This is a genomic window from Frigoribacterium sp. Leaf44 (assembly GCF_001421865.1).
Lineage (GTDB): Bacteria > Actinomycetota > Actinomycetes > Actinomycetales > Microbacteriaceae > Frigoribacterium.
In genome coordinates this window covers 876,892-900,874 of the sequence record NZ_LMLG01000001.1, presented here as the reverse complement: position 1 = coordinate 900,874, position 23,983 = coordinate 876,892, and the positions used below count along the sequence as shown (strand labels likewise).

Below are 23,983 nucleotides of genomic sequence, written 5' to 3'. Positions count from 1 at the left end.
ACGCCGGCTCAGTGCGCGGCCGGGATCGCCGCACGGGTGATCCGTTTGCGGAAGATCCAGTAGGTGAAGCCCTGGTAGCCGAGGATGAGCGGGACGAAGACGAGGGCGACCCAGCTCATGATCGTCAGGGTATAGGTGGAGCTCGAGGCGTTGGCGATCGTGAGGCTGTTCGCCGGGTCGTTGCTCGCCGGCATCACCCCCGGGAAGAGCGCCGCGAACAGGCTCGACACCGCCAGGGCGATCGTGACGGCCATGAGGCCGAAGGACCGCCCCTCACGCCCGCGGAGGTTCGCGACGAACGACGCGATCAGGGTGACGGCGGCCACGGCCGAGAGGGCGACCGACACGAGGGTCCCGTGCATCAGCGAGGTCAGGGCCAGGAAGGCCGCGGCGACGACGATCGTGACGACCCCGGCCCGGGTGGCGAGACGCCTGGCCCGACCACGGATCTCGCCCTCGGTCTTGAGCGTGACGAACACCACGCCGTGCGTGAAGAAGAGCAGCAGGGTCGTGAGGCCGCCCAGCAGGGCGTAGGGGTTCAGCAGGTCGAGCAGCGTCCCGGTGTAGTTGTGCCCCTCGTCGAGCGGCACGCCCTGGACGACGTTGGCGAAGACCAGCCCCCAGACGAACGCCGGCACGGCCGAGCCGACGACGATCATGAGGTCGAAGCGGCGCTTCCACGAGGACTCGGGACGCTGGTGGCGGTACTCGAACGAGACGCCCCGCGCGATCAGGGCCAGCAGGATGAGCAGCATCAGGAGGTAGAAGCCGCTGAACAATGTGGCGTACCACTCGGGGAAGGCCGCGAACAGGAACGCACCGGCGACGATGACCCAGGTCTCGTTGAGGTCCCAGACCGGGCCGATCGTGTTGATCAGCACGCGCCGGTCGGTGTCGTCACGGCCGAGGAAGGGCAGCGACATGCCGACCCCGAAGTCGAAGCCGTCGAGCACGAAGTATCCGACGAAGAAGAACCCGAGGATGACGAACCAGAGGGTGGGGAGGTCCATGGTCAGAGCCTTTCTCGCGTCGGTTCGATGGGGGTCGTGGACATCAGTAGACCGTCGCCTCGTGTCGGATCTCGCCCGACACGGGGTCGGGCTCGGGGGCGTCGGCCGGCCCCTTCTGGGCGGCCCTGACGATGAGCTTGAACTCGACGACCGCGAGCGTGCCGTAGATCAGCGTGAAGGCGACGAGCGAGATGAGCACCGTCAGGCCGGTGACCCCGGGCGAGACGCCGTCCTCGGTCTTGAGCAGCCCGAAGACGAGCCAGGGCTGCCGTCCCATCTCGGTGAAGACCCAGCCGACGATCATGGCGAGGAGGGGCATCGGGTAGCTGAAGACCGCGGCCCGCCACACCCACTTGTTCTGCGGCAGGCGCCCCTTGCGGGTGATCCAGAGGCCGACGAGCGAGACGAGGACGCTGACCATGCCGAGGCCCATCATCCAGCGGAAGGACCAGTAGGTGACCCAGATGATCGGGGTGTAGTCGCCCGGACCGTAGAGCTGCACGTACTGCGCCTGCAGATCGTTGATGCCCTCGACCGTGCCGTCGAACGTGTGCGTCGACAGGAACGACAGCAGGTACGGCACCCTGATGCTGAAGAGCTCGTGCACCCCGTCGGGCGTGCCCAGGGTGAAGATCGAGAACGAGGCGTCGGCACCGGTGCTGGTCTTGTACAGCGCTTCCGCGGCCGCCATCTTCATGGGCTGGGTCTCGACCATGGCGAGACCGAGCTGGTCGCCCGTGATGAAGGTGAGCGCGCCGGCGGCGACCATCGTCCAGAGACCGAACCGCAGGGCCGGCCGCATCGTCTCGAGGTGCTGGTTGCGCGACAGGTGCCAGGCGGCGACCGCGACGATGACCGCGGCCGAGACCATGAAGCAGGCGAAGATCGTGTGCGGGAACGCGGCGAGGGCCACCTTGTTGGTCAGGACCTCCCAGATGCTGGTGAGCTCGGCCCGGCCCTTCTCCTCGTTGATGTCGTAGCCGACCGGATTCTGCATGAAGGCGTTCGCGGCGATGATGAAGTACGCCGAGAGGATGCTGCCGACGGTCGCGCCCCAGATGCTCAGCAGGTGCAGCTTCGGCGGCACCTTGTCCCAGCCGAAGATCCAGATGCCGATGAAGGTCGCCTCTAGGAAGAACGCGAGCAGGCCCTCGAGCGCGAGCGGGGCGCCGAACACGTCACCGACGAATCGCGAGTAGTCGGACCAGTTCATGCCGAACTGGAACTCCTGCACGATGCCGGTCACGACGCCCATGGCGAAGTTGATCAGGAAGATCTTGCCGAAGAACTGGGTCAGCTGCAGGTAATGGACGCGGCCGGTGCGCACCCACGCCGTCTGGAATACCGCCACCGTGAACGCCATGCCGATCGTGAGGGGCACGAACAGGAAGTGGTAGATCGTGGTGAGCCCGAACTGCCAGCGGGACAACAGCAGCGGGTCGAGCAGCTCGTTCATCGGGATGTGCCTTCTCCCTCGGATGGTGGTGGTGGTCGTGCGTCGCACCGTCGGGACGTGACGAGCATAGATCCGCAGATAGACGACACCTGTCGCTTACGGTACCCGGGCGCCGTGCACTCGCTGTGAATAGGCTCGGGCGGGTGAACGACGTGCTGACGACCCTGCTCGACACGGTGCAGTCCGTCGATCCCGTGCTGAGGACGGTCTTGGCCGGTGTCGCCATGGTGCTCGAGACGTCGGTTCTCCTCGGCCTCGTCGTGCCGGGCGACACGGTGGCGATCGTGTCGGCGACGGCGGTGGCGTCACCGTTCGAGTTCGGGGCACTCGTGGTCGCCCTCGTCCTGGGCGCCCTGGTGGGCGAGAGCGTCGGCTTCGCTCTCGGCCGGTTCTTCGGGCCGAGGATCCGGGCGAGTGCCCTCGGCCGACGCCTCGGCGAGGCGAACTGGGTCCGGGCCGAGAACTACCTCGCCCGACGGGGCGGCATCGCCGTCTTCGTGTCGAGGTTCCTGCCGGTGCTGCACTCGTTGATCCCGTTGACCGTGGGCACGAGCCCGATGCGCTACCGGACGTTCCTCACCTGGACGGCCCCCGCGTGCATCCTCTGGGCGCTCGCCTACGTCTCCGTCGGCGCGGCGGCCGCGGGCAGCTACCGAGAGCTCGCGGACGGCCTGCACCAGGCCGGCTACGTCTTCGTCGGCATCATCGCCGTGTTCGTCCTGCTCGTCGTCGTCGTGAAGAAGGTCCTGCACCGCCGCGAGGAACGCCACATGGCCCGGCCCGACGGGGACGCGGGCGACGACGCGCCCTGACCCGCGCCTCCTCGTGGTCGCCCGGCGGGCGGGGCCCGGACGACGAAGGGCCCCGTTCCGCGCACGGAACGGGGCCCTCGACGGGGATGCCTAGCTGTCGAGCAGGCCCTTCTCGGTCAGGTAGTCCTTGGCGATGGTGGCCGAGGACTCCTTGTCGGTCTGGCTCTTCGAGTTGAGCTGCTGCAGGTCGGATGCGCTCAGGACCGCGTCGACGCTGTCGATGACGTCCTGTGCGTCCGAGTCGACCTTGTCGGACACGATCGGGACCACGTTCTGCGGCAGGATCATGTTCTCGGGGTCCTCGAGGGTGACGAGGTCGTTCTCGGTGATCAACGGGCTGGCCGTGTAGATGTCGGCCAGTTGGACGCTGCCGTCGGTGAGGGCCTTGACCGTCAGCGGGCCACCGCCGTCGTCGATGGGGGTCGAGGTGACGTCGACGCCGTAGATGCTCTTCAGGCCGGGAGGGCCGTAGGGGCGTTCGGCGTTCTCGGGCGGAGCACCCAACGTGAGCGTGCCCGAGTAGTTCTTCAGGTCGGCCAGGCTCGTGATGTCGTTCTCCTCGGAGAACTCCTTCGTCACGTTGTAGCTGTCCTGGTCGGACGCCGCAGCGGCCTTCAACGCGGTCAGACCGTCGGGCAGGGCGGCGGCGAGGGCCGTCTCGACCTCTTCGGGCGACTTCGCGGTCTCTTCTTTGTCGTAGTACTGCAGCAGGTTGCCGGTGTACTCGGGGAAGACGTCGATCTTGCCCGACTCGAGCTCGGGCAGGTAGACCTCGCGCTGACCGATCTGGTACTGACGGTCGACCTTGTAGCCCTTGGCCTCGAGCGCCTGGGCGTAGAGCTCGGCGATGATCTCGTTCGAGTAGTACTGCTGCGATCCGATGACGAGCGTGTCGCCGTCGCCCGACGCGGACGAGTCGCCGGAGCTCAGCGGGTCGCTCGACGCGCACCCTGCCAGGGCCACCATGGCCCCGATCGCGACTGCGCCGAGAACGGTGAGCCGGCCCTTCTTGTTCGCTGTGATCACTGTGTGCCTTTCGTGAGGGGTGTTGCCGTGACCGCCCCGGGCCGGGCGGCCTTGGAGCGGGTGTCGGAGGGGCGTCCGGCCGTGACCCCGGCAGGGACCACCAGACGCTGGACGATCGAGAAGAGGATCTCGAGGACGACCGCGAGGGCGATGACGACGATCGAGCCGGCCAGCATCTGGGTGTAGTCGTTCGATCGCAGGCCGCGGAAGATGTAGGTGCCGAGGCCCCCGGCCCCGACCACCGTGGCGATGGTCGCCGTGGCCACGACCTGCAGCGTGGCCGAACGGATGCCACCGATCAGGAGGGGCAGCCCGAGGGGCACTTCGACCTTGGTGACGATCTGCCACTCGGTCATGCCGACCGCCCGGGCGGCGTCGATGGTCTTGCGATCCACGGCTTCGAAGCCCGAATAGGCACCGGCCAGGACCGAGGGGATCGCCAGGACGACGAACGCGATCATCGGCGCGGTGATGCCGATCCCCACGAGGAGCGCCAGGAGGAAGACCAACCCGACGGTCGGCAACGCCCGGGCGCCACCGGTCAGGGCGACGGCCAGGGTTCGGCCACGACCCGTGTGCCCGATGAGGTAACCAGCCGGGACTGCGAGGACCGAAGCGATCACCACGGCGACGATCGTGTACCAGAGATGCTCGCCCAACCTGGTCGGGACCCCGTCGGCACCGGAGAGGTGGGCAGGATCGGCGAGCCAGGCGAATGCGTCGAGAAAGAGGTTCACGGTGCCACGACCTTCTGGCGGGCCACGGTGGGCGTGCCCGTCCGTGTCGCGGACCGACCCCTCGTCCAGGGCATGAGAGCGCGTCCGAGCAGCACCAGCAGCCCATCGAGGACCAGGGCCATGACGATCGTGAGAACGATCCCGGCCACGATCTCGGCCATGATGTCGCGCTGCAGGCCGTCGTTGAAGAGCAGCCCGAGTCCGTTGATGCCGAGGATGCCGCCCACGGTCGCGAGGCTGATGGTACTGACCAGGACGACCCGGAGACCGGCGAGCAGCACCGGACCGGCCAGGGGGATCTCGACGCGCCAGAAGCGCTGCCACCCGGAGTATCCGACCGCCGTCGCGGACTGTCTGACGTCAGCTTCGACCGACTGGAGACCGTCGGCGACGGACCGGACCATGAGGGCGATGCCGTAGAGCGTGAGTCCGATGATGAGGTTCGTGTTGCTTCGGATGCTGTAGCCGATCAGACCGGGGAGCACGACGAGTAGCGCGAAAGACGGCACGGCGTAGAACAACCCGGCCACCGCCAGGACGACTCCACGAAGACGGGTGAAGCGATTGGCCGCCCAGCCGATCGGCAGCGAGATGACGAACGCCAGGATGACCGGCGGCACGCTCAGACCCAGGTGCACGATCGTCTTGTCGAGGATGTAGTCGCTGTTGGACCAGATCCAGTTCACGACGTCCGCCCACCTCGGACCGGTTCGGTCAGCACCCCGGCGGTGCGTCCGTCGCCGTCGACCACCACCTGACCGGTCGGGGTCTGTTCGACGTGCAGGGCTCGCTTGCCCCGGTTGGCCCCGATGAACTCGGCGACGAAGTCGGTCGCGGGTGCCGAGAGGATCTCGGCGGGACTGCCCTGCTGGGCGATCTGGCCACCCTTCTCGAGGATGACGACCTGGTCGCCCAGATAGAAGGCCTCGTCGATGTCGTGCGTGACGAAGACGACGGTCTTGTCGAGTTCGCGCTGCAACCGGATGAGCTCTTGCTGCAGGTCGGACCGGACGAGCGGGTCGACGGCACCGAAGGGCTCGTCCATGAGCAGGATGTTCGGGTCGACGGCGAGGCCGCGGGCGACACCGACGCGCTGTTGCTGCCCGCCGGACAGCTGGCTCGGGTAGCGCTGGGCCAGGTCGCGGTCGAGCCCGACCGTGTCCATCAGCTCGAGAGCTCGGTCGCGGGCGACCTTCTTGGACGTGCCCGTGAGGACGGGGACGGTGGCGATGTTGTCGACGACCTTGCGGTGCGGCAGCAGTCCGGAGTTCTGCATGACGTAGCCGATGCTGCGGCGGAGGCCGACGGGCTCGAGGTCGCCGATCGACTTGCCGTCGATCTCGATGACGCCGGACGTCGGGTCGACCATGCGGTTGATCATCCGCAGGATCGTCGTCTTGCCGCACCCGCTCGACCCGACGAAGACCGTGGTCTTGCGGGACGGGATCACGAGGCTGAAGTCGTCGACCGCCAGGGTGCCGTCGGGGTACTGCTTCGTCACGGAGCGGAACTCGATCATGGGTGGCTCATTCCTCGTGGGCAGCACGAATCGACACTTGCCAGGGCGTTCACCCAACCACAGATCTCGACGATGTGTCAGCGACCCCGCCGGGGCCCGTGACACCCGCCGTCACGCGGCCCGGGGGTCAGCGCGCGTCGACGAGGGGCTCGAGGTAGCCCGCCAGCACGATGCGGCACTGGCCGACGAAGCGGTCGTCGCCTTCGGCGTCGTCGATGAAGGCACGCGCCAGCAGGGCGTTCGCGATCTCGACGGCCACCTGGAGGCCCAGTTCGAGTTCGTCGGTGCGCGTGACCGCACAGTGGTCGACGAAGACGGCGAGCAACTGCTCGGCCAACGGACTCGTGTACTGGCGCGTCTCGGGCGTGCGCACGTCGGGGGCGTCGGCGAAGCGGATGGACCGGAAACCGGGCTCGCTGCGGTACATCTCGGCCTTGGCGTCGACGAAGAGGTCGACGGCACGACGCCAGTCGGTGACGGCGTCGTCGGACACGGCCTCGCCGACCCGGACGGTCAGACGCTGGACGGAACGCAGGGCGAGGGCGTCGACGACCGCGATGCGGTCGGGGAAGTAGCGGTAGACCGTGCCGATCGAGGCACCTGCCCGCTCGGCGACCATGGCCGTGGTCAGACGCTCGTAGCCGATCTCGTCGATGATGGCCGCGGCCGCGTCGAGCAGCCCGGTGAGCCGCGCGGAACTGCGAGCCTGGACGGGCTCGTTCCTGAGCAGCGGTGAACCCCCGGGCAATGCGTCATTGACGTCGGTGACGAGCAACGTTTCTCCGTTTCGTGGCGATGCCTCGACGGGGTCGGGCACGGTGCGATGACGTCGGAAGGGGACCGAGGTGTCGGTCACCGGATGTCGGCGGCTGCCACCAGAATGGATCGCATGTGCGGACGATTCGTGATGGCACGCGCCTCGAGCGACCTGGTGGCCCTGTTCGACGTCGATGTATCAGGAGACACTCTCCCAGAGCCTTCCTGGAATATCGCTCCGACTCGGCCGGTGAGTCTCCTCGTCGACGCGGCACCTCGAGGTGACGACGCCGGTGGCCCGCCGGTCCGACGCCTCGCGTCGGCCCGCTGGGGTCTCGTGCCCGGTGGCTCGGCGGGCCCCGACTCCGGTCCCCCGCTGTTCAACGCACGATCCGAGTCGGCCGCCGAGAAACCCTCGTTCCGCGACGCCGTGGTCTCGCGCCGTGGCCTGGTCCCGGCCACGGGCTGGTACGAGTGGCAGACCCTGCCCGACGGCTCGAAGCGCCCCGTCCTCGTGCGGCTGCCCGACGACGAGGTGGTCCTCTTCGGTGCGCTCTACGAGTGGTGGCGCGACCCGTCGGCCGAGGTCGGCGCCCCGTCTCGATGGCTGCTGTCGACGACCGTGCTGACCCGCGCCTCCTCGGGTCCGGTGTCCGAGGTGCACGACCGCATGCCGGTGCTCGTCGGCACCGACGTCATGGACGACTGGCTCGACCCCGAGACCGAGGGCGACGACGACCTGGTGCAGGGCATCGCGGGCCTCAGCGATGAGATCGCCGAGCGCCTGCTGCACCACGAGGTCGGCCCCGAGGTCGGTTCGTCGTCGGTCGACCACCCCGGTCTGCTCGCTCCCGTCGACTGACCCGCCCGTTCGACGACCCGTCGTGCGAGACTGAGCGGATGCCCGACACCCGCAAGGCACCGCCCGCCGCCGTCGAGCCCTTCCTGCACCGAGCGGCCCGCATCGAGAACTCGGTCCACCGCTTCCGTGAGAAGCGGGCTCGGCGTCGGGGACTCCTCCCCACGGTCGTGCCGTACACCGGCTACGGCGCCCCGGGATGGGCCCGGGTGCTGTCGCGCGTCCTGCTCACCCGCACGGGCACGCTGTCGGGCGTCGACCGCCTCAACGTCCGGGGGTGGCGCAGCTTCACGAGCGTGCCCGTCGAGAAGGCCCTGGTCGAGATCTCGCTCGGCGGTCGCGTCCAGCGCGTCCAGGCCGACCGCGGCGGCGTGCTCGACGCTCGCATCGCCGTCGACCTCGAACCCGGCTGGCACGTCGCGACCCTCACCACCGAGGGGTCGGTGCCGGTCGAGGCGCCGATCTTCGTCATCGATCCGGAGGCGCGGTTCGGCATCGTCTCGGACATCGACGACACCGTGATGGTCACCTCGTTGCCCCGGCCGCTGCTCGCCGCCTGGAACACCTTCGTGCTCAACGAGCACGCCCGGCGTCCCGTGCCCGGCATGGCCGTGCTCTACGAACGCCTGAACGCGGCGAACCCCGGGTGCCCCGTCATCTACCTGTCGACGGGGGCCTGGAACGTGGCGCCGACGTTGTCCCGCTTCCTGTCCCGAAACCTGTACCCGAGCGGCGCGCTGCTGTTGACCGACTGGGGCCCCACCCACGACCGGATCTTCCGCAGCGGACGCCAGCACAAACAGGAGTCCCTGCGCCGTCTCGCCGACGAGTTCCCCGAGCTCAAGTGGCTGCTCGTCGGCGACGACGGGCAGCACGACGAAGAGCTGTACGGGACGTTCCTGCACGACCACCCCGAGAACGTCGCCGCCGTGGCCATCCGCCAGCTGTCGCCCAGCGAGGCCGTGCTGGCCGGAGGCCGGTCGCGGTCGGAGCACGCCGAGGGCAGCGACGTGGTCTGGGTGTCGGCACCCGACGGCGCCGGCCTGTGGGAGCAACTCCTCGACAACGGCGTGATCGACTGACCCTGGCCGTTCGTGATGTTCTCGGAATAGTGGGATAGTCCTGTCTTCTGGGTGGAGATCGCTGTTATCGTGGTTCATCCCGTGATTGGAGCATCGTGTTCGACGACGATCAGACACCCTCCGCGAGCGCACCCCCGCTCGTCTCGACCGACGAGCGTGAACGCCAGGTCGGCGAACAGGTCCGTCGCCTGAGGCTCGACCAGGGGCTCGACCAGCTCGAGCTCGCTCGACGGGCCGACCTGTCACCCAGCACGGTGCAATCACTCGAGGCCGGGAGGGGCAGCACCTTGCGCTCGCTCGTCCGCGTCCTGCGGGCTCTGGGTGCCGACGACGCCCTCGGGAGCATCGCCCCGGCGAGCGCCGTCAGCCCGCTCGACGTGTTGAGGTCGTCGGGCGACGAGCCGCGACGTCGGGTGTACCGCCCACGAGGCGCACGATCGTCGGGCGACGGCTCGTGAGCTGGGTCCCGGTCCGGGCCGTCGAGGTGACGGCATGGGGCCTGCGGGTGGGGGCCGTGGCGCTCGACCCGGGGCTCGGGGCGTACGTCTTCGAGTACTACCCGGACTGGGTGGCTCGAGGCATCGAGCTGGCGCCGCTGACGATGCCGGTCCGCACGCGGCGGCACGTCTTCCCGCAGCTGCCCGAGGCGACGTTCCACCGGCTTCCTGCCGTGCTGGCGGACGCGATGCCGGACGACTTCGGCAACGCGGTGATCGACGCCTGGTTGGTGCGGCAGGGGGTGTCGCGGCAGCAGGTGAGTCCCCTGGACCGATTGGCGTACATGGCGGACCGGGCCATGGGGGCGTTGGAGTTCCGGCCGTCGAGGGGACCGCGTCAACGGACGACGAGTGCGCTCGAGTTGAGCGCGCTGGTCGAGGGGGCACGCAGCGTGCTGGACGCCAGCTTCAGTGACGACCACGGGACCGAGTCGGCCATCCGGTCCTTGATCCAGGTGGGGACGTCGGCGGGTGGGGCGCGGGCGAAGGCGGTGGTCGCGTGGAACCGTGGGACGGGTGAGATCCGGTCGGGTCAGCTGGCGGCGCCGGACGGGTTCGAGCACTGGTTGATCAAGTTGGACGGGTTGGGCCCGGACTCCGAGTTGGGGTCGGGCGGCCTCGCCGGTCGGGTCGAGTACGCGTACTCGCTGATGGCGGGGGCGGCGGGGATCGACATGGCCGAGTGCCGGCTGCTCGACGAGAACGGGCGTTCGCACTTCATGACGCGTCGGTTCGACCGTCGGGTCGAGGGCAAGGCGCACGTCCTGACGCTGTGCGGGGCGGCCCATCTCGACTTCCGGCAGCAGCAGGCGCACGACTACGGGCAGCTGTTCGACGTGGTGCGTCGCCTGGGACTGGGCGACGAGGCGATGGCGCAGGCGTTCCGCCGGATGGTCTTCAACGTGCTGGCGGCCAACAACGACGACCACACGAAGAACTCGTCGTTCCTGTTGGCGGGGCCCGAGGCGTCGTGGGGACTGTCGCCCGCGTACGACGTGACGTTCGCGCACAACCCGACCGGGCGGTGGACGTACCAGCACCTCATGGGGGTGGACGGCGTCTACCGCGACGTCTCGCGAGCCGACGTGATGCGCCTGGCCGATCGCTTCCTGGTGCGGGACGCGTCGGGCATCGTCGACGAGGTGCGTGACGCGGTGCGGAGGTGGCGGTCGTTCGCGGACGAGGCGGGACTGCCCCGTGAGGCCGTCACCCACGTCGAGGAGGCGCTGCCCGGCTGGTGAGGCCGCGTGCGACCCCGGCACCTCGGCTTCCGCCCACAGAGGGGGTGGCCGATGTCGGTGGGGGTTCGTAGACTCCGTTCGAACACACATTCGAACGAGAGGTCGGCAGATGAGGGTGGACGAGAAGGTCCCGGTCGAGACGACCGCCGACGGGGCGCCCCTGCGCTTCGAGTGGCGGGGGGTCGTGTACGGCGTCGTCAGCTCGCCCGAGCTCTGGGTCACGCGCACCGACTGGTGGCGGTCGGCGACCCGGGCGCCGCGTGGGGCGAGCGCCCACCTGCTCGAGATGACGGTCTGGCGGGTCGACGCGGTGCCACTCACCGACGGCGCCCACCGGGTGGACGGCACCTTCGACCTGGCGCTCGACGGCCGGGGCGACTCGTGGCTGCTGCTCGGGGTGTTCGACGACCGGGTCGAGCAGCAGCTCTTCGCCTGACCCCTGGGCGTCCGTCGGACCACGACGGCAGTGAGCCGTGTGACGTCGGGAATTCCCCCCGTGCCACACTCGTTGCAGCACCAGGCGCCCCGCGCCTCGGGGACGCCGTGGTCCCGCACCACCCGCCTCCCCGACCGAAGAGAGCCTCTCGATGAATCCGTTGCTGTGGTTGTTCGACGCCCAGTTGCACATCGGCGACCAGACGATCCTCTGGCGCGAGGTGGTGGGCAACGTCTTCGGTCTGCTCAGCGCCCTCGGCGGCATGCGACGCAAGGTCTGGGCCTGGCCGATCGGCATCGTGGGCAACGCGCTGCTGTTCACCGTCTTCCTCGGCGCGGTGTTCGACACCCCGAACCCGGTGAACCTGCTCGGGCAGGCCGCACGCCAGGTGATGTTCATCGTCGTGTCGATCTACGGCTGGTACCGCTGGAAGCACGCCGGCGACACCGGCGGAGTGGCCGTCGAGCCCCGCTGGGCGGGGTGGAAGAACCGGGTGCTGATCGTCGTCGGCCTGGTCGGCGGCACCGCCCTGCTGACTCCCGTCTTCCACCTGCTGGGGTCGTACGAACCCGTCTGGGCCGACGCCTGGATCTTCACGGGGTCGCTCCTCGCCACCTACGGCATGGCCAAGGGCTGGGTCGAGTTCTGGCTCATCTGGGTCGCGGTCGACCTCGTCGGCACTCCCCTGCTGTTCAGTGCCGGCTACTACGCGTCGGCGTTCATGTACGTCTTCTACGGCGCGTTCACCCTCGCGGGGTTCGTCGTCTGGGCTCGCACCCGGCGACAGAAGCCCAAGGTCGAGACGCTCTGGCCCGATCCGACGCTGCAACGCTGACCCCGGCGACGCCGACCCCGGCCGAGGCCGCACTGGTTTGATGAGCGCATGCCCCTGCCCATCGAGAACTACGCGCTGATCGGCGACCTGCACACCGGAGGCCTCGTCGGCTCCGACGGCAGCATCGACTGGCTCTGCCTCCCCCGCTTCGACTCCGCGTCGACGTTCGGCGCCCTGCTCGGCGACCACGACGCCGGCCGGTGGCTCGTGGCCCCCGCCGACGCCGACGCCACCTCGACCCGCCGCTACGTCGACGACACCTTCGTGCTCGTCACCCGCTGGACGACGCCCACCGGCGTGGTCGAGGTCACCGACCTCATGCCCTACGGCGATCGGCGGGCCGACGTCGTCCGCCGGGTGACCGGCGTCTCGGGCACCGTCTCGATGCACGTCGACCTCGCGATCCGCTTCGGCTACGGGACCGCCCTCCCCTGGGTGCGGCAGATCCCCGAGGGCGACGAGACGGCACTCGTCGCCACGGCCGGGCCCGACGCCGTCGTTGTCCGCGGCCCCCGACTGACGGCCACCGACCACACGCACGAGGCGACGTTCGACGTATCCCCCGGCGAGACGGTCGACCTCAGCCTCACCTGGTACCCGTCCCATCGCGAACCGCCGACGCCCCTCGACGTGACGGCCGGCATCGACGAGACCGTCGCCTGGTGGCAGGAGTGGGCATCACGCTGCTCGGCGCCCGAGGCCTACGCCCCCGAGGTGCACCGGTCGCTCCTGATCCTCCGAGCCCTCACCAACGAGGACACCGGCGGCATCGTCGCCGCGGCGACCACGAGCCTGCCCGAACAGTTCGGCGGCTCGCGCAACTGGGACTACCGCTACGTGTGGCTGCGTGACGCGTCGATGACGCTGCAGGCGCTCATCCTGCACGGCTACGCCGAGGAGGCCGACCGGTGGCGCGGCTGGCTGCTGCGTGCCATCGCCGGCGACCCCGCCGACGTGCAGATCATGTACAGCCTGGCCGGCGAGCGGTACCTGCACGAGAGCGAGCTCGGGCATCTGCCCGGTTACGACGGGGCCTCACCGGTGCGCATCGGGAACGCCGCGTACCAGCAGTACCAGGGCGACATCTTCGGCGAGGTGATGGTGGCCCTGCACGAAGCCCGCCTGCTCGGCGTCGAGGAGAGCGAGTACTCGTGGCCCCTGCAGCGTGCCCTCATGCAGTACGTCGAGGACAACTGGACCCGGCCCGACAACGGCATCTGGGAGATCCGCGGCGAGTTGCAGCACTTCACCCACTCGAGGGTGATGATCTGGGCCGCCCTCGACCGGGCCATCAAGGGCATCGAGCAGTTCGGCCTCGACGGCCCCGTGGACCGGTGGCGCCGACTGCGTGACGAGGTGCGCACCGAGATCGAGACACGAGGCTGGAACGCCGACCGCGCCTCCTTCACCCAGCACTACGGCACGACCGAGGTCGACGCGTCCCTGCTGCAGCTGCCGCAGGTCGGCTTCGTCGCCGCCGACGACCCCCGGATGCTCGGCACCGTCGCCGCCATCGAGCACGACCTGCTGCAGGACGGTCTGCTCAGGCGTTACCGCACCGAGAGCGGCATCGACGGCCTGGACGGGGCGGAGAACCCGTTCTTGACCTGTTCGTTCTGGCTGGCCGAGCAGTACGCCGCCTCGGGGCGCGTCGACGACGCCGTCACCCTGATGGACCGGCTGGTCGGCTACTGCAACGACGTCGGGATGCTCTCCGAGGAGATCGAGGTCGCGACGGGACGCCACGTCGGCAACACCCCGCAGGCGCTGTCGCACCTGGCGCTGGTGCGCGCGGCGGACGCGATCGGGAAGGCGCACGACCGCGGGTGACCCGACCCGCGCCTCCTCGGCTGCCGGACGCGACGACGGCCGCCCTGCTCGTGAGAGCGGGGCGGCCGTCGAGGTCTGCCGGTCAGGAGTGGGCGACCAGGATCAGGCGGGCCAGTCCGACGGACCGGTCGACCCGGCGGCGTAGGTGTCGAGCGGCACCTGGTCGGCCTTCCAGGCCTCGATCACGGGGGCCACGATCGCCCAGCAACGCTCGGCCACGTCGCCACGGATCGACAGGGTCGGGTCGTCGTGGAAGATGCCGCTCAGCACCTCGCCGTAGGGCGTGAGCTCGGGCTTGCCCAGGGTGACCGACATCGTCGACTTCTCGAGGTCGAAGGGGTTGCCCGAGCCGTTCGTCGTGACGCCGAGCTCCATCGTCTCGGGGCTGATCTCGATGCGCAGCGTGTCGGGCGTCGACGAGCCGTTGAGACCCTCCGGCAGCGCCGGGACCGGCTTGAAGGTGATGAGCACCTCTTTGCGGATCTTGGTCATGCCCTTGCCCGAACGCAGGATGAACGGCACGCCGGCCCAGCGACGGGTCTTGACCTCGAACTCGACCTCGGCGAGGGTCTCGGTCTGGCGCTCGTCGTCGACGCCGTCCTCGTCGGCGTAGGCGGGGACGTCCTTGCCGTCGATCGTGCCGGCCGCGTACTGGGCGCGACGGCTCGAAGCGACCGGGTCGGCGTCCTTGACCCAGGTGGCGCGCAGGACGCGGGCGATCTCGCTGCGCAGCTCGACCGAGTCGATGCTCGACGGAGCGTCCATCGCGATGACGGCGAGCACCTGCAGCAGGTGGCTCTGGATCATGTCGATCAGCGCGCCGGCCTTGTCGTAGTACTGGGCGCGACCCTCGAGGCCGAGGACCTCGTCGTAGAAGATCTCGACCTTCTCGATGTTCTCGCTGTTCCAGACCGGCTCGAAGAGGCGGTTGGCGAAGCGCAGGCCGATCATGTTGAGGACCGTCGCGCGACCGAGGAAGTGGTCGGTGCGGTGGATGCGCTCTTCGGGGACGATCTTGAGCAACTCGGCGTTGAGCTCGCGAGCGCTCTCTTCGTCGGAGCCGAACGGCTTCTCGAGGGCGAGGCGCAGGCCGTCGGGCAGGTCGATCTCGGCGAGCGCCTGGATCACCTTGGTGCTGATGGCGGGCGGCAGGGCGAAGTACATCACCGGGGTGCCCTCGCTGGCCTCGAACAGGGCCTTCAGGTGCTCGACCGTGGTCGGGTCGCCCTGGATGTAGCGGCTGGACGCCAGCGTCTTCTTGGCGAGGTCGCTGCCGGCGTCCCCGTTGAAGGCGGTCTTGACGACGTCGTCCCATTCTTCGGGGCTGCGCTCGCTGCGGCCGGTGCCGATGAGCTGGACGTCGACGCCGCGATCGCTCTTGAGCAGGCTCGCGAGGCCGGGGAGCAGCAGACGCTCGGTGAGGTCTCCGCTGGCTCCGAGGATGATGAGGGTGGTGGTGTCTGTCACAGTGCAGCTTTCATGGGAGGGCGACGATCGTGTCGTCGCTGGTCGATCAGGCGGCGGGGGTTCTCGGGGCCACGGGTGTCAACGCACAGGGGGGACGGGCATTCCCGTCGACCGCCCCGGCCGCGGAGGGCACGGGTCGCGTCTCGGCGCCGGTGCCCGGTCAACCGTACTGCTCCCCGGGGGTGAGCGCCGTATCGGGGTCAGCGGGCAGGGTCGGCGTCCCCGTCCTGCACGGTGTCGTGCGGGGCGGTGTCGCGGGGCGCGCTGTCGTCGTCGACCGGCCCCGTGCTGTCGGTGCCGCCCACCTGGCCGCCGGTGCCGTCGTCGTCGGCCGTGCGCGCCTCCTCGGCGGCGTCGTCCTCGGGGCGGGGCGCGGTGGTGTCGTCGGGGTCGAGCGCGGCGATGATGCGCCCGAGCGAGACGGCGATCGAGACGCCGCCGCTCGTGTCCGTGGTCGGGCGGTCGCGGTGGCGGTGGCGGTCGACGGCGTCCCAGAGGTCGGCGACGCGTCGCCGGGCGTCGGTGAACGCGTCGACGTCCTCGGCCCCGTGGCGCCGGATGACGGTGGCGACGCCGTGCACGGCGTGGGCGACGTCGGGCGCGAGGTCGTCGGGCATGCCGATCTGGCGGCCGATCCGGCGACCGAGGATGCCCGAGACCTCGGCGACGTCCTGGAGGTGGAACGAGACGCGCTCGTACGTGGCGAGATCCGCGTACTCCTGGCCGAGGTCGCGGCGGCGGAGCAACCACCGCGGGTTCATGCGACGGGACTCGTCCGCGTACGCGACGGTGTCGCGGACGCGGCGGAGGGTGCTCGGCAGGACGCCCACGCGACGCTCCCATTCGTCGTCCTCGAGGGGCCAGGGGGTCTCGAACACGCCGGCCACCTCGTCGGCCCGGTCGGCGAGCGAGTCCTTCACCCGGAGGAGGCGCTCCTCGGCGCGCGAGGCGTAGAGCGGCGGCACGAGCACCAGGTTGACCACGACGCCGACGACGACGCCGACCCCGATCTGCACGATGTAGCCGAGCGAGTAGGCCTCGGCGTTCGCGCCGCCGAGCAGCAGGACGAAGAGCCCGGCCGTGAGCACCCAGTCGCGACCGGCGCCGAGCCAGCGGATGCCCGCCACGAGCACGCCGACCCCGACGACGAGCGCCACCGCCAACACGCCGGGCTGACCGTCCTGCAGCGAGAAGACCGCCGTGGCGAGGGCGATGCCCACGATCACGCCGACCAGCACCTGGAACCCCTGACGCAGCGAGCTCTTGATGGTCGGGTACATCGCGATCACGGCCCCGAGCGGCGCGTAGTACGGGTAGTCCGCCGCGACGCCGGGCACCTGCGGCGCGATCCAGTAGGCGAGGGCCGCGGCGAGCGCGGTCTTCACGGCGAGGAGGAGGCGCGGTTGGGCCAGCAGGACGCGGGTCCAGTGGGTCGCGGTGTGGGCGTCGCGACGCAGGGCTGCCCGTCGATCGGGCGAGGTGGCCCGTCGATCGGTCGGGGTGGGGCGTCGATCGGGCATGCCCCGATGATGACAGGCCGTGGGAGGGACGGACCAGGGGGGTGCGACGCTCGATCGGAGCGACGTACACTGGTCGAACACCTGTTCGAACGACCCGGCCGGGGGTTCTGCAGCCCGAGGTACCGACCATGAGCTTCACCCACCTGCGCGTCGCGTCGGCGTTCAGTGCCCACCACGGCACGGCGCACCCGAAGGCGCTCGTCGACGCCGCCGTCGCGGCGGGTGCCGACGCGGCGGCGATCACCGACCGGGACGGGCTGTACGGGGCGATCCGTCACGTCGGGGCCTGCCGGACGGCGGGCATCGACCCGATCGTCGGGGTCGAGCTGGGCTGCCGGGACGACCGTGAGGGGTTCGTGGGCGGCGGGGATCTCGACGGAGGCGGTGGCGGGGCCGGCGGGGTGGACCGCATCGTGGTGCTGGCGCACGGGGCGCGGGGCGGCGGGCCGGCGAAGGCGGGGTGGGCGGCGCTGTGCCGGCTGATCAGCGCGTCGCACGGTCGGGCCACCCGGCGCGCCAGCGGCAGCGCCAACAGCGTGGCGACCATCGCCCGGTCCCGGGTGCGGGGCTTCGTCCAGGGCGAGACCGAGCCGGCGGCGACCGTGCTGCTGGGGCCCGACTCCGACGTGGGTCGGCTGGTCCAGGCGGGGCGACACGGCGAGGCCGCGGCGTCACTCGCCGACTGGGCGACGACGCTGCCGGGCGGCGTGGTGGTCGAGGTGGTCTGCCATCTGACCGAGCCGGGCGAGAGCCGCAGCATCCGGCACGCGGCACGCATGCTCGAGCTCGCGGACCACGTCGGGGTGCCGGCCGTGCTCACCAACGCCGTGCGGTACCTCGATCCCGACGAGGCCGTCACGGCCGACGTGCTCGACTCGGCCGGCCACCTGGCCGCGCTCGGCTCGTTCCGGCCGCAGCCGAACGCCCAGGCGTACCTCAAGGGCCCGGCCGACATGCGCCGGCTGGCCCGTCTGGTGAGCGACGCCTCGTCGTTGCCCCGCAGCGCCGGCGACGAGATGCTCGCCGCGACCGAGCGCCTGGCCGACCGGTGCCGGCTCGACCCCGTCGCCGACCTCGGCTGGGGCCGCCCGAAAGTGCCCGAGCTCAGCGCGATCGGCGTCGACGGCGACCCCGACCAGGCGCTGTTCCGGCAGGCCCAGGCCGGTGTCACCGAACGTTTCGGCGACGCCGACCGGGCCCTGCGCGACAAGGTCGAGGACCGCATGCGCTACGAACTCGGCATCATCAGCGGGTTCGGCTTCGCCGGGTACTTCCTCACCGTGGCCGACGTCTCGGCGCTGATGCGCGACCTGCGGGTGCGCAACGCGGCGCGGGGTTCCGGTGCCGGCAGCCTCGTCACCTACCTGCTGCGCATCTCGAACGTCGACCCGATCGAGCACGACCTGCTGTTCGAACGGTTCCTCGGCAACAAGCGCGAGACCCTGCCCGACATCGACATCGACGTCGAGGCGGCCCGGCGGCACGAGGTCTACCGGGCGATCTTCGACCGGTACGGCAGCAACCGGGTCACGCTCATGTCGATGCAGTCCACCTACCGAGGGCGCGGTGCGGTGCGCGACGCCGGTCTCGCGCTGGGGCTCGACGACGAGCAGATCGACCTCGTGGCCAAGAACGTCTGGCGGTCGAACGCCCGCGACCTGCGCACCGCGATGGCCGAGAAACCCGAACTGCGCGAGATCGCCGAACTGGCCCGCAGCAACGACCAGATCGACCTGCTCGTCGACCTCAGCGAACGGCTCGACCGTCTGCCCCGGCACATCTCGATGCACCCGTGCGGGGTGATCCTCGGCGACTCCGACCTGCTCAGCACGACCCCCGTCCAGCCGAGCGGCATCGGCCTGCCGATGAGCCAGTTCGACAAGTACGACATGAACGACGCCGGCCTGCTCAAGCTCGACGTCCTCGGCGTCCGCATGCAGAGCTCGCTCGCCTACGCCCTCGACGAGATCGAGCGCGTCAACGGCCCGCGTGCCGCCCTGGCCGGCGCCCTGCCGGTCGACGTGCCCTACGTGAACCGTCAGGGCCGCATCGAGCTCGACGAGATCCCCCACGACGACGAACCCACCTTCGAGGCGATCCGCACCACGCACACCCTCGGCATGTTCCAGATCGAGAGCCCCGGGCAGCGCGAGCTGATCGGCAAGATGCAGCCCGACCGCTACGAAGACCTGATCGCCGACATCTCGCTGTTCCGTCCCGGCCCGATGAAGGGCAACATGATCGCGCCGTTCCTCGACACCAAGCACGGGTTCCAGCAGCCCGACTACCTGCACCCGAGCTTCGCGTCGTTCCTCGACGACAGCTACGGGGTGGTCATCTACCACGAGCACGTGCTGCGCATCCTCGAGGCGACGATGCAGGTGTCGCTCGCCGAGGCCGACGAGATCCGGAGGCACATGGGCAAGGGCGACGACGACGCGCTCGAGGCCACCTTCCGCGAGCGCACCCGGGGCAACCTCGACCCCGCGACCGGGCGACGACGCTTCGACGACGCCGCGGTCGACCGGATCTGGGCCGCACTCAAGGGCTTCGGGTCGTTCGGCTTCTGCAAGGCGCACGGGGCAGCGTTCGCCCTGCCGACCTACCAGAGCGCCTGGCTGAAGACCCACTACCCGGCCGAGTTCCTGGCCGGCGTCCTCACCCACGACCCCGGCATGTACCCGAAACGGCTGCTGCTGACCGAGGCGCGACGCATGGGCGTCCCCGTGCTGCCGCTCGACGTCAACGCCTCGACCGACGTCTACCGGGTCGAGCGCCTCCGACCGCCGGCGACCCCGATCGCGCCGACCCGGGTGGGCGACCTCGGGCTGCGGCTGTCACTGGCCGACGTGCACGGCATCAGCGACGCCGAGCTGGCACGGGTGGTCGTGAACCGTCCCTACGACTCGATCACCGACTTCTGGCAACGGGCGACGCCGTCCCGGTCGCTGTTCGAGCGTCTGGCGCAGGTCGGTGCGCTCGACTCGGTCGCCGGGCCCGGCCGCACCCGCGGCGACGTCCTGGCCCGGGTGCGGGCGCTCACCGGTCGGTCGTCGCGCCCCAAGGCGATCGACGTCGAGAACCAGCTCGACTTCTCGATCGACGACTCCGACACGGTGCCGACCGGCACGCCCGACGTCGACGGCCGGCAGCGGGTCGCCGACGAGCTCGACATCCTGTCGATGGAGGTCAGCGAACACGTGATCGAGAGCTACCGGCCCATGCTCGACGACCTGGGCGTGGTGCGCGCCGCCGACCTGCGCGACCACTGGAACGGCACGACCGTGCTCGTGGCGGGCATCCGCATCGCGACCCAGACCCCGCCGATGCGCAGCGGCAAGCGCGTGGTCTTCATCAGCCTCGACGACGGGAGCGGCTGCTCCGACTCCACCTTCTTCGAAGAGGCGCAGGCCCGCGCCGGCTCCCTGCTGTTCGGCACGCAGCTGATGGTGATCCAGGGGCGCACGCGTCGCACCGGCGAGCGTGGCATCTCGCTCGAGGCCGAGAACGCGTGGGACCTCAAGGCGATGTGGCGGGACTGGAACGCGACCCGCGCCTCCTCGTCCCTGGCCGTCGGCAATTCCTGACCCCTGTCGCCACCCCGCCCGCCGGTGCCGCAGCTCGTCCGCGCGCGTCGCAGCGGCCAGGAATTGCCGACGCCCCGTGCGTAGGGTGGCTCCATGAGCGATCAGCAGGCCAAGGGAAGCTACGTCGAGCCGGGCCAGGAGTACACCCGCGACACCAACTACATCGAGGACCGCATCACGCGCGACGCCGTCGACGGCTGGCCGGTCGAGGCCGGGCGCTACCGACTCGTGGCCGCCCGGGCGTGCCCGTGGGCGAACCGCAGCGTCATCTCGCGACGCCTGCTCGGGCTCGAGGACGCGATCTCGCTCGGTCTGCCCGGCCCCACGCACGACGCCCGCAGCTGGACCTTCGACCTCGACCCCGACGGTCGCGACCCCGTGCTCGGCATCGAGCGCCTGCAGGAGGCGTTCTTCGCCCGCACTCCCGACTACCCGCGCGGCATCACCGTGCCGGCGATCGTCGACGTGCCGAGCGGCAAGGTCGTCACGAACGACTTCCCGCAGATCACGCTCGACTTCGCGACCGAGTGGGCCGCCTTCCACCGCGAGGGCGCCCCCGACCTCTACCCCGAGGCCCTGCGCGGTGAGATCGACGAGGTGAACGCCGTGGTCTTCCGCGACGTCAACAACGGGGTCTACCGCGCCGGTTTCGCCGGATCGCAGAAGAGCTACGAGCGGGCCTACCGCACCCTGTTCGAGCGCCTCGACTGGTTGTCCGAGCGGCTCTCCGGTCAGCGCTACCTGGTGGGCGACACCATCACCGAGGCCGACATCCGCCTGTTCACGACGCTCGCCCGGTTCGACGCGGTCTACCACGGCCACTTCAAGTGCAACCGGAACAAACTGACCGAGATGCCGGTGCTCTGGGCCTACGCCCGCGACCTGTTCCAGACCCCCGGGTTCGGCGACACGATCGACTTCGACCAGATCAAGGCGCACTACTACGTCGTGCACTCCGACATCAATCCGACGGGCATCGTCCCGGTCGGGCCGGACGCCTCGGGGTGGCTCACCGAGCACGGTCGCGAGCAGCTCGGCGGCCGTCCGTTCGGCGACGGGACTCCCCCGGCACCGCCTCGCCCGGGCGAAGAGGTGCCGTCGCTCGTCGGGGCCTGAGGCGCCGCCTCGTGATCGACCCCTCCGACCGGTTGCGCGTCACGCGCGACGAGGCGCAGGCGCTGGCCGCGCGACTGCTCGGGGACATGGAGGCGGTGGCCGCGGCCCGCGAGGGAGCCAACGTCGACGACGAGCACGACCCCGAGGGGTCCACGATCGCCTACGAGCGGTCGCAGCTCGACGCCGTCCGACGCTCGGCCCTCGACCGTGCCGGCGACGCCGAGGCCGCCCTGGCCCGGCTCGCTGACGGCACCTTCGGCCGCTGCGAGCGCTGCTCGGCCCGGATCGGCGAGGCCCGGCTCGAGGCGCGACCCACCGCCCGACTCTGCATCGACTGCGCGAGCTGACCCGCGCCTCCTGCCGGGACCGGCGCCTCCTGCCGTCGGGGCGCGTCCTACCGCGCGCGTCACGTCAGCCCCAGATCCGCGCGATCTGCTCGTCGAGGAAGGTCTCGAACCAGGCGTCGCGATCGACGACGACGTTGGTGAGGTGACCGAAGAGCTCGAAGCTGAGGTGACCGTAGAGGGAGGTCCAGGCGGTGATGCCCGAGGCCAGCACGCCGGGGGCGACCGATGCTCCCAGGCCCTGGGCGAGCTGCGCGAACTCGTCGGACAGGCCGGCCCATACCGGCATCGCCCGCAGCGAGGCTCCGCTCGCCGCCGCGTCGTCGACCGCCCCGAGCAACAGCAGACCCACCGCGATCGCCGGTTCCACGGTGTCGACCGGGGCCGCGTACCCGGGGACGGGCGATCCGTAGAGCAGGGCGTAGCGGTGCGGGTCGGCGATCGCCCAGCGGCGGGTCGCGCGGGCCGTGGCACGGAACCGCTCCTGGTGGTCGGCGCGGTCGACCGCCTGTTCGGCCTTCCGGGCAGCGCCGGCGAGGTCGACGTAGGCGTCGGTGATGAGGCGGGTCAGCAGGGCGTCGCGGCTCGGGAAGTACCGGTAGATCGCCGACGAGGCCATGCCCAGGTCGCGGGCCACGGCTCGCACCGAGAGGGCGGCCGCGCCCACCTCGGCCAGCTGCCGGTGGGCGGAGGCGAGGGCGCGTTCGACGATCTCGATCCGTGCCCGCTCGCGGACGCCTCCGGTGGTCCGGGCGCCGTCGTCGTCCCCTGCGTTCGTGGTCATGCCCCGATCCTGTCCTCCGAGAGCACGGGACACAAACGAGAGCACCGCTCTTGCATGTCGAGCCGCCCGACCCTAGGGTCAGATCCGAGAGCACCGCTCTCGCTCATCACCCCAGGAGGACCCCATGCCCACCCATCTCGTCGTCGGAGCCGGAGCCATCGGCACCCCCCTCGTCCGCCGCCTCGCCGAGCGGGGCGACACCGTACGCGTCGCCACCCGCCGCGGCACGGTGATCTCCGGGGCCGCCCCGTTCACGCTCGACGCCAAGGACGCCGCCGCCCTGACGAGCGCGGCCCACGGTGCCGACACGATCGTCGTCTGCTCGAACCCGCCCTACCCCGCCTGGGGCGTCGAGTGGCCGGCCATCACCACGGCCCTGATCGAGACGGCCGCCACCACGGGGGCGGGCATCGTGCTGATGGGCAACCTCTACGGCCACGGGCCGGTGACCGAGCCGATGACCGAGCACACGCCCCTCGCCTCCGCCGAGGGGAAGGGCAGGGTGCGCGCCGACAGCTGGACGCGCCTCCTCGCCGCGGCCGACCGGGGCGTCCGGGCCGTCGAGGTGCGCGCGAGCGACTACTTCGGGCCGGGCGCCGGGCGGAACGCCCACCTCGGCAGCGACTTCTTCGGGCCGCTCGTCGCGGGCCGCACCGCCCACGCGGTCGGCGACGTGACCCAGCCGCACGCCTGGGCGTACCTGCCCGACGTCGTCTCGACCCTCGTGGCGGCGATCGATCGCGACGAGTGGGGTCGGGCCTGGCTCACACCGCACGCCACCCACGCCTCCCGGGTCGAGATCGCCGAGGAGGCGCGGCGCCGGTACGGCCTGACCGGTCGCGTCCGACCGTGGAATCCGCTGCTGTGGGCCGGCCTGACCCGCACGGTGCCGTTCCTCCGCGAGGTGCGGGCGATGCAGTACCAGTTCGATTCGCCCTTCGTCGTGGACTCGTCCGAGAGCGAACGCCTGCTCGGCATCGGACCGACCCCGTGGCCCGAGGCGTTGGACGCGACGATCACGGCCACCCGCGACGCGGTGCGTCGACCCTGAGGTCACAGCAGACCCCCA

The 23,983-nt window shown here is 70.4% G+C and carries 21 protein-coding genes and 1 pseudogene; 12 read left to right on the top strand and 10 right to left on the bottom strand.

All coding sequences use genetic code 11. The annotated features are described in order from the left end of the window. Positions 1-8: 8 nt before the first annotated feature. A complete protein-coding gene (gene cydB / locus ASE87_RS04160; RefSeq protein ID WP_056226153.1) occupies positions 9-1,010 on the bottom strand; it encodes a cytochrome d ubiquinol oxidase subunit II in 1,002 nt (333 codons plus the stop codon). 43 nt (positions 1,011-1,053) lie between these two features. Then, positions 1,054-2,466: a cytochrome ubiquinol oxidase subunit I gene (locus ASE87_RS04155; protein WP_043596176.1), complete on the bottom strand. Its 1,413-nt coding sequence runs from the start codon at positions 2,464-2,466 to the stop codon at positions 1,054-1,056. Between the two features lie 143 nt (positions 2,467-2,609). Here ASE87_RS04155 and ASE87_RS04150 point away from each other — a divergent pair, with 143 nt between their 5' ends. Next, positions 2,610-3,278 (top strand): DedA family protein, encoded by a 669-nt coding sequence (locus tag ASE87_RS04150; protein ID WP_056226150.1) that lies wholly within the window; start codon positions 2,610-2,612, stop codon positions 3,276-3,278. 90 nt (positions 3,279-3,368) lie between these two features. Here ASE87_RS04150 and ASE87_RS04145 read toward each other — a convergent pair whose 3' ends face one another. From ASE87_RS04145 to ASE87_RS04125, 5 genes are all read right to left on the bottom strand, one after another. Then, a complete protein-coding gene (locus ASE87_RS04145; protein WP_231567138.1) occupies positions 3,369-4,304 on the bottom strand; it encodes an ABC transporter substrate-binding protein in 936 nt (311 codons plus the stop codon). Continuing rightward, positions 4,301-5,041 (bottom strand): ABC transporter permease, encoded by a 741-nt coding sequence (locus ASE87_RS04140; protein ID WP_056226147.1) that lies wholly within the window; start codon positions 5,039-5,041, stop codon positions 4,301-4,303. The genes ASE87_RS04145 and ASE87_RS04140 overlap by 4 nt, the downstream gene beginning before the upstream one ends. Continuing rightward, the gene (locus ASE87_RS04135) at positions 5,038-5,727 is read right to left on the bottom strand and encodes an ABC transporter permease (protein ID WP_043596171.1); all 690 of its coding nucleotides are present in this window, start codon (positions 5,725-5,727) and stop codon (positions 5,038-5,040) included. The genes ASE87_RS04140 and ASE87_RS04135 overlap by 4 nt, the downstream gene beginning before the upstream one ends. Further along, on the bottom strand, positions 5,724-6,560 hold the full coding sequence (locus tag ASE87_RS04130; protein WP_056226144.1) for an ABC transporter ATP-binding protein: 837 nt from the start codon (positions 6,558-6,560) through the stop codon (positions 5,724-5,726). Before ASE87_RS04130 ends, ASE87_RS04135 begins: the two co-directional genes overlap by 4 nt. Positions 6,561-6,687: 127 nt before the next feature. Beyond that, positions 6,688-7,308: a TetR/AcrR family transcriptional regulator gene (locus tag ASE87_RS04125; RefSeq protein ID WP_235472189.1), complete on the bottom strand. Its 621-nt coding sequence runs from the start codon at positions 7,306-7,308 to the stop codon at positions 6,688-6,690. Between the two features lie 75 nt (positions 7,309-7,383). Here ASE87_RS04125 and ASE87_RS04120 point away from each other — a divergent pair, with 75 nt between their 5' ends. The 7 genes and pseudogenes from ASE87_RS04120 to ASE87_RS04090 form a co-directional block, all read left to right on the top strand. Beyond that, the gene (locus ASE87_RS04120; protein ID WP_082060105.1) at positions 7,384-8,178 is read left to right on the top strand and encodes an SOS response-associated peptidase; all 795 of its coding nucleotides are present in this window, start codon (positions 7,384-7,386) and stop codon (positions 8,176-8,178) included. Between the two features lie 38 nt (positions 8,179-8,216). Then, complete coding sequence (locus ASE87_RS04115; RefSeq protein WP_054144876.1) at positions 8,217-9,257, top strand: App1 family protein; 1,041 nt, start codon at positions 8,217-8,219, stop codon at positions 9,255-9,257. A gap of 95 nt (positions 9,258-9,352) precedes the next feature. Beyond that, positions 9,353-9,715 carry a helix-turn-helix domain-containing protein gene (locus tag ASE87_RS04110; protein ID WP_043596164.1) on the top strand — a complete coding sequence of 121 codons (363 nt, stop codon included), beginning with the start codon at positions 9,353-9,355 and terminating at the stop codon, positions 9,713-9,715. Next, positions 9,712-10,995, top strand: coding sequence for a type II toxin-antitoxin system HipA family toxin (locus tag ASE87_RS04105; protein ID WP_056226141.1), 1,284 nt, complete (start codon positions 9,712-9,714; stop codon positions 10,993-10,995). Before ASE87_RS04110 ends, ASE87_RS04105 begins: the two co-directional genes overlap by 4 nt. 109 nt (positions 10,996-11,104) lie before the next feature. Further along, complete coding sequence (locus ASE87_RS04100) at positions 11,105-11,431, top strand: DUF6504 family protein (RefSeq protein WP_055972315.1); 327 nt, start codon at positions 11,105-11,107, stop codon at positions 11,429-11,431. Between the two features lie 151 nt (positions 11,432-11,582). After that, positions 11,583-12,266, top strand: coding sequence for a nicotinamide riboside transporter PnuC (pnuC, locus tag ASE87_RS04095; RefSeq protein WP_056226138.1), 684 nt, complete (start codon positions 11,583-11,585; stop codon positions 12,264-12,266). Positions 12,267-12,302: 36 nt separating this feature from the next. Further along, positions 12,303-14,096 (top strand): annotated as a pseudogene (locus tag ASE87_RS04090) (glycoside hydrolase family 15 protein); the annotation flags it as partial. 102 nt (positions 14,097-14,198) lie between these two features. Here the strand turns inward: ASE87_RS04090 and ASE87_RS04085 are convergent. Then, positions 14,199-15,563, bottom strand: a complete 1,365-nt coding sequence (locus tag ASE87_RS04085) for a glucose-6-phosphate dehydrogenase (protein ID WP_043596156.1) — start codon at positions 15,561-15,563, stop codon at positions 14,199-14,201. Positions 15,564-15,763: 200 nt separating this feature from the next. Then, positions 15,764-17,083, bottom strand: a complete 1,320-nt coding sequence (locus ASE87_RS04080) for an aromatic acid exporter family protein (RefSeq protein WP_056226132.1) — start codon at positions 17,081-17,083, stop codon at positions 15,764-15,766. A gap of 128 nt (positions 17,084-17,211) precedes the next feature. Between ASE87_RS04080 and ASE87_RS04075 the strand changes: the two genes are divergently transcribed. From ASE87_RS04075 to ASE87_RS04065, 3 genes are all read left to right on the top strand, one after another. Continuing rightward, entirely contained in the window at positions 17,212-20,670 is a 3,459-nt protein-coding gene (locus tag ASE87_RS04075; RefSeq protein ID WP_056226129.1) for a DNA polymerase III subunit alpha, read from the top strand. A 93-nt stretch (positions 20,671-20,763) separates the two neighbouring features. Then, complete coding sequence (locus ASE87_RS04070; protein ID WP_056226126.1) at positions 20,764-21,786, top strand: glutathione S-transferase family protein; 1,023 nt, start codon at positions 20,764-20,766, stop codon at positions 21,784-21,786. 11 nt (positions 21,787-21,797) lie between these two features. Then, on the top strand, positions 21,798-22,133 hold the full coding sequence (locus ASE87_RS04065) for a TraR/DksA C4-type zinc finger protein (RefSeq protein ID WP_052505360.1): 336 nt from the start codon (positions 21,798-21,800) through the stop codon (positions 22,131-22,133). A gap of 64 nt (positions 22,134-22,197) precedes the next feature. Here the strand turns inward: ASE87_RS04065 and ASE87_RS04060 are convergent, their stop codons facing one another. After that, positions 22,198-22,914, bottom strand: a complete 717-nt coding sequence (locus tag ASE87_RS04060) for a TetR/AcrR family transcriptional regulator (protein ID WP_056226123.1) — start codon at positions 22,912-22,914, stop codon at positions 22,198-22,200. Between the two features lie 124 nt (positions 22,915-23,038). On the opposite strand from ASE87_RS04060, the gene ASE87_RS04055 reads away from it, so the two are divergent. After that, positions 23,039-23,965 (top strand): NAD-dependent epimerase/dehydratase family protein, encoded by a 927-nt coding sequence (locus tag ASE87_RS04055; protein ID WP_043596150.1) that lies wholly within the window; start codon positions 23,039-23,041, stop codon positions 23,963-23,965. Positions 23,966-23,983: the final 18 nt, after the last annotated feature.

Coding starts and splice junctions, on each gene's coding strand:
- ASE87_RS04155 (WP_043596176.1), bottom strand. CDS start 2,466: ATGAACGAGCTGCTCGACCCGCTGCTGTTGTCCCGCTGGCAGTTCGGG.
- pnuC (WP_056226138.1), top strand. CDS start 11,583: ATGAATCCGTTGCTGTGGTTGTTCGACGCCCAGTTGCACATCGGCGAC.
- ASE87_RS04060 (WP_056226123.1), bottom strand. CDS start 22,914: ATGACCACGAACGCAGGGGACGACGACGGCGCCCGGACCACCGGAGGC.
- ASE87_RS04080 (WP_056226132.1), bottom strand. CDS start 17,083: ATGCCCGATCGACGCCCCACCCCGACCGATCGACGGGCCACCTCGCCC.
- ASE87_RS04120 (WP_082060105.1), top strand. CDS start 7,384: ATGACGTCGGAAGGGGACCGAGGTGTCGGTCACCGGATGTCGGCGGCT.
- ASE87_RS04100 (WP_055972315.1), top strand. CDS start 11,105: ATGAGGGTGGACGAGAAGGTCCCGGTCGAGACGACCGCCGACGGGGCG.
- ASE87_RS04115 (WP_054144876.1), top strand. CDS start 8,217: ATGCCCGACACCCGCAAGGCACCGCCCGCCGCCGTCGAGCCCTTCCTG.
- ASE87_RS04055 (WP_043596150.1), top strand. CDS start 23,039: ATGCCCACCCATCTCGTCGTCGGAGCCGGAGCCATCGGCACCCCCCTC.
- ASE87_RS04130 (WP_056226144.1), bottom strand. CDS start 6,560: ATGATCGAGTTCCGCTCCGTGACGAAGCAGTACCCCGACGGCACCCTG.
- cydB (WP_056226153.1), bottom strand. CDS start 1,010: ATGGACCTCCCCACCCTCTGGTTCGTCATCCTCGGGTTCTTCTTCGTC.
- ASE87_RS04075 (WP_056226129.1), top strand. CDS start 17,212: ATGAGCTTCACCCACCTGCGCGTCGCGTCGGCGTTCAGTGCCCACCAC.
- ASE87_RS04070 (WP_056226126.1), top strand. CDS start 20,764: ATGAGCGATCAGCAGGCCAAGGGAAGCTACGTCGAGCCGGGCCAGGAG.